We start from the raw sequence: 5,044 nt of genomic DNA on the forward strand, positions 1-5,044 counted from the left end.
GTAGCGTGCCTCAGCTGTCCATTCCTTATTTGTTCAGGTTCGGCAGTCATGCGTCATGCGCAGGAACGCCAGGGACCGGCCTCATCCCACTCAACGATGCGAGTATGAGTGCCTGTCTTCCTTGGAACCGAGACGCTGATCAGCTCACCGTCATTGACGGCCGTGGACTACCCAGCTACAGCACTCCCCGTCGCCGCCCCGCAACTTTTCCACTCCGCCGAGACGGCGGAACGTGGGCCAGGGCGTCGATGGCGGTGGCAATCACTGCTGCCATTGCCGGGCCAGCGTGAGAAGGGCTGTCGCAGTTGAAAGCTTATCGATGATCAAATACCGCGGCACAGGTATGGACAGGCAGGTCAGTCCAGTTCGAGGTCGGACGTGAACTCCTCGTGGGAGACACCGCCCGCCTCCTGGCGGGCAGCCGCTGCGGCACGGATATCCTCGCCATCCTCCAGCGCCTGAACCGCCCGGTCGTAGAAGTCCGGGGAGACCACCACCGCCCGGCGGCGGGGCCCGCGACTGAGGATGGTGACCGGCTCACGTTGGGCGGCATCAAGATAGTGGCTTTGTTCGCTGCGGAACTGACTGAGGGTGACCGTGATGCCCATACCCTTTAACGTACATTTTGTACAAGAAGTGCAGCAACGATCGCGGCCGTTCCGGAAGTCCTGCCCGCCGAACGGGACGCTTAGGGGCAGACACCTCCTTGACTGATACCCCCCATGGGTATAGGTTGAAGGTTGTTGGGGCATCTCCACTCTTGCCCTTCAGGACATCAAGGAAAGGATCATCTGATGAGCGCCGTAACAAAGAAGTACATCATCGAAGGCATGACCTGCGGACACTGCAAGTCCTCCGTGGAGGAGGAGATCGGCGAGGTCGCCGGTGTGACCATAGTGGAGGCCACCGTGGATACCGGGCAGGTGACCGTCACGGGTGAAAACTTCACCGACGACGATGTTGTCGCCGCTGTCACGACAGCCGGCTACACCGTCAAGCCCTAATCCCTGGGCCCGGTCCCCGCCTCGGGTAGACACGGTCGGGCCAACCCTGCTGGATATGCCCATCAGGCCCAGCCATGCCGGTTCGATATCCCCGACGGTGCATCTGTGGGCGGGCCTTTTGGGACCTCGCAGATGCACCTCACCACTGTTTGCTGAAGGACTGATCACTGATGATTCAGACACAACCGTCGGTTGACCTACTCCAGGTCGATCTGGGCGTCACCGGCATGACCTGTACGTCGTGCTCAGGGCGGGTGGAGCGCAAGCTCAACAAGCTCGATGGCGTGGAGGCCACCGTCAACTTCGCCACCGAATCCGCCTCCGTCAGTTACGACCCCACCAAAGTCGACGCCGATCGGCTGATCGAAACCGTGCGGGGTGCCGGGTACGACGCGTTCACCATGGGGGATCAACACGCCTCCGCCGTGGACAGCGGCCCGGAGGAGGACACCGAGGTGGTCGGTGACCGCCACGGACAGGCCCGCGAGGCCGAGGCCACAGACCTGAAGTCGCGTCTGATCGGGTCGACGATCCTCTCCGTTCCGGTGGTCGCGATCTCGATGATCCCGTCCCTGCAGTTCATGAATTGGCAGTGGGCCCTGCTCGTCATGTCCACCCTGATCTACTTCTACGGTGGCGCCCCGTTCCACCGGGCGACCTTAACCAACCTGCGTCACCGCTCGACCACGATGGACACGCTCGTGTCTCTGGGCACTACCGCTGCGTATTTGTGGTCGCTGTGGGCCTTGTTTTTCGGCAACGCCGGGCACCCCGGCATGGTCATGGAGATGAGCCTGCTGCCCCGCCATGACGGCATGGACCACATCTACCTCGAGACCATCGCCGTAGTCATCACCTTCCTGTTGTTCGGCCGGTGGTTTGAGATCCGCGCCAAGGGCCAGTCCTCCGCGGCGCTGAAGTCCCTGCTGGACATGGGTGCGAAAGACGCCGCGGTGATCCGCGACGGTGAGGAAGTCCGCGTCCCGGTCTCCCAGCTGACAGTCGGTGACGTCTTCGTCGTCCGCCCGGGTGAGAAGATCGCCACCGACGGTCGTGTCATCGAGGGCACCTCGGCCATCGACGAATCGATGCTGACTGGCGAGTCCGTTCCCGTCGAGGCCGCCCCCGGCACCCCGGTCACGGGCGCGACGATCAACACCTCCGGTCGACTGCTGGTCGAAGTCACCCGCACAGGTTCGGAGACCACGCTGTCCCAGATGGCCAAGCTGGTCACTGACGCCCAGGCGAAAAAAGCCCCGGTCCAGCGCCTGGTGGATAAGATTTCCTCGGTCTTCGTCCCGACGGTCATTGTCGTCTCCATCATCACCCTGATCGTCCACCTCGCCCTCGGCAGCGGGGCGAACTGGGCCTTTTCCGCCGCAGTCGCGGTGCTGATCATCGCTTGCCCATGCGCCCTGGGACTGGCCACCCCGACCGCCCTGCTGGTGGGCACCTCCCGGGGCGCGCAGCTGGGCTTGTTGATCAAGGGCCCGGAGGTCCTCGAATCCACCCGCCAGGTCGACACCATCGTCATGGACAAGACCGGCACCGTCACCTCCGGGGTCATGTCGGTCACCGGCGTCCACGCCGCCGACGGCTACACCAACAACGAGGTCCTCGCCTTGTCGGCGGCCGTCGAAGCAGGCTCCGAGCACCCCATCGCCAAGGCGATTGTCACCGAGGCCGAGCGCTCCGGGAACATCCAGGAGGCCACCGACTTCGACAGCACCGCCGGCCGGGGCGTCACGGCCACCGTCAAGGGTCACGTCGTCACCGTCGGCCGTCCCGCCGGCCAGCTGCCCCGTGACCTCACCACCGCCTTCGACCACGCACAGTCGCAGGGCGCGACCCCGGTGGCCGTCTACGTCGATGACCAGCCCGCCGGTGTGGTCGTGGTGCGCGATGCCATCAAAGACTCCTCAGCGGAAGCGGTCGCCCAGTTCCGCAGGCTGGGGTTGAGTCCGTACCTGCTCACCGGCGATAACGCGAAGGCCGCGGCCGCCGTCGCCCAAGAGGTGGGCATCGATGCGGCCAACGTGAGTGCCGAGGTCATGCCGCAGGACAAGGTCGCGGTCATCGAGAAGCTGCAACATGAGGGCAAGAAGGTCGCCATGGTCGGCGACGGCGTCAATGACGCGGCCGCCCTGGCCCAGGCCGATCTGGGTCTGGCCATGGGGGCGGGCACGGATGTGGCCATCGAGGCCTCCGATATCACCTTAATGAACAACGACCTGCGCTCCGCGGGCGATGCCATCCGTCTGTCACGTCGCACGCTGGGCACCATCAAGGGCAACCTGTTCTGGGCGTTCGCCTACAACGTCGTGCTGATCCCGGTCGCCGCGATCGGTTTCCTCAACCCGGGGTTGGCGGGCATTGCGATGGGCTTCTCCTCGGTGTTCGTGGTCTCCAACTCCCTTACGCTGCGTAGATTCAAGCCCTCCCACGACAACACCAGTTCCTCACCGCAGCCCGCTCGCCCCTCCGTGCGGCAGCCGGTCACCGCCTAATCCGCATCCTTTTCTAGCGATAAGGAACCCCGTGTCCTCCTCCTGCGGCTGAGTCCCTCCAATAACACTCAGACCTCCGTCCCCAAGTACCTGCTCCTGACCTCTCCCCCGGCCCCACCCGGCAGGCCCCTCCGGGCCGACAATCTGCCGACTACTTATCCGAGTAACGCCACAGGGCGTGGGGACCATGAGGTCCTCACGCCTCATTCCATACCCTCGAGCTTTCCATCCTGATCGACCCGCAACTGACTCAGGACATACCTGCCCCCTTTTTTTTCAGCAAGGAGACCATTGTGGATACTCGCACCCCTGATCAGGCCGTTTCCTCCTCGGGTGGGGCCGACACCTGTCACACCACCCATGGCTACATCAACGACAAGGATCGCTATCTCGCCCGCCTCAAGCGCATCGAGGGCCAGGCCCGGGGCCTGCACAGCATGGTCGACGAGGAACAGTACTGCATCGACATCCTTACCCAGATCTCCGCGGTCAATGCTGCCCTACGCAGCGTTGCCCTGGGACTACTCGATGACCACATGAAACACTGCGTCCGTGACTCCGCCCAGTTAGGAGGAGAGGAGGCCGACGCGAAGTTCCAGGAAGTCACCGACGCTATCGCCCGTTTCGCCCGGTGACAGGCCGGGACCCGACCACCACACCCCGTCGAGAACGGCGGCCAGGCCACTCTGACCGCCCCTGTTACCCGCTGGAGGCTGGGAGTCCTGCTGCTGGCGGCGGCATGATCGGGTTGATGGCCACTGTGGTGCTGCTGGTCGAAAAGATCGCGCCGCTGAACAACCTCGACCACATCCCCACCTGCAACATCAACCGGTGCTGTTGCAAAGTTGGGGGGAGAGCCGCAAAAACTCAGTTTCTCATTCCCTGATCGCCGCTGCGTGTGGGCGTTCTCAGGCCGTCTCGAAGACCCGGCTGACGATCACCGCATCCGGGTTCGGTTGCCCGTGAGGTCAAACATCGTGCCTTGCCCTTTCCGCAATGAGTGCATCGCCTCCATCCCTTTCAACGTCCGATATGCAGATGTCTAAGTTCTTAAACGCGCCTTTCGGCCCGAGGATCCGCTTCAGCCGACCATGGTCGCCTTCCAGGATGTTGTTGAGGTATTTCACCTGCCGGTGTTCCACTGTTGGCGGGCAGATGCCTTCTTCCTTGAGCTCGGAGATCGCCTTGGCCAGGGAGGGTGCTTTATCGGTGTTGATCACTCTGGGATACCCGGCTGACGCATTGGATCTGAGGGCCTTGGCCAGGAAACGCTTCGCTGCGGCCACGTTCCGCTTCGGAGAGAGGTAAAAGTCCAGGGTCTGCCCACCGGCGGTGATCGCCCGATAGAGATAACACCACCTGCCGCCGACCCGGATATAGGTCTCGTCCACCCGCCAGGAACTGGCCTGCCAGTCAGGTACCTGCCGGTACCACCGTATTTGCTTGTCCAGCCCAGGGGCGTATTTCTGGACCCAGCAATGAGAATCGTGGTGTGATCGACCGGCACGCCCCGCTGAAGTCATCATTTCCTCC

General features: G+C 63.3%; 4 protein-coding genes and 1 pseudogene. 3 read left to right on the plus strand and 2 right to left on the minus strand.

Annotation, left to right across the window (positions count from 1 at the left end; all coding sequences use genetic code 11):
* Positions 1 to 356: 356 nt before the first annotated feature.
* Positions 357 to 608 (minus strand): type II toxin-antitoxin system prevent-host-death family antitoxin, encoded by a 252-nt coding sequence (locus HMPREF0298_RS08525; protein WP_006840758.1) that lies wholly within the window; start codon positions 606 to 608, stop codon positions 357 to 359.
* A 186-nt stretch (positions 609 to 794) separates the two neighbouring features.
* Between HMPREF0298_RS08525 and HMPREF0298_RS08530 the strand changes: the two genes are divergently transcribed.
* From HMPREF0298_RS08530 to HMPREF0298_RS08540, 3 genes are all read left to right on the plus strand, one after another.
* Positions 795 to 1,004 carry a heavy-metal-associated domain-containing protein gene (locus HMPREF0298_RS08530; RefSeq protein ID WP_006840759.1) on the plus strand — a complete coding sequence of 70 codons (210 nt, stop codon included), beginning with the start codon at positions 795 to 797 and terminating at the stop codon, positions 1,002 to 1,004.
* A 170-nt stretch (positions 1,005 to 1,174) separates the two neighbouring features.
* Positions 1,175 to 3,511, plus strand: a complete 2,337-nt coding sequence (locus tag HMPREF0298_RS08535; RefSeq protein WP_006840760.1) for a heavy metal translocating P-type ATPase — start codon at positions 1,175 to 1,177, stop codon at positions 3,509 to 3,511.
* Positions 3,512 to 3,879: 368 nt separating this feature from the next.
* Positions 3,880 to 4,146 carry a metal-sensitive transcriptional regulator gene (locus HMPREF0298_RS08540; RefSeq protein WP_245527479.1) on the plus strand — a complete coding sequence of 89 codons (267 nt, stop codon included), beginning with the start codon at positions 3,880 to 3,882 and terminating at the stop codon, positions 4,144 to 4,146.
* Positions 4,147 to 4,419: 273 nt separating this feature from the next.
* Here the strand turns inward: HMPREF0298_RS08540 and HMPREF0298_RS08545 are convergent.
* Positions 4,420 to 5,044: pseudogene (locus tag HMPREF0298_RS08545) on the minus strand (IS6 family transposase); the annotation flags it as partial.

It is taken from the genome of Corynebacterium lipophiloflavum DSM 44291, assembly GCF_000159635.1.
Taxonomy (GTDB): Bacteria; Actinomycetota; Actinomycetes; order Mycobacteriales; family Mycobacteriaceae; genus Corynebacterium; species Corynebacterium lipophiloflavum.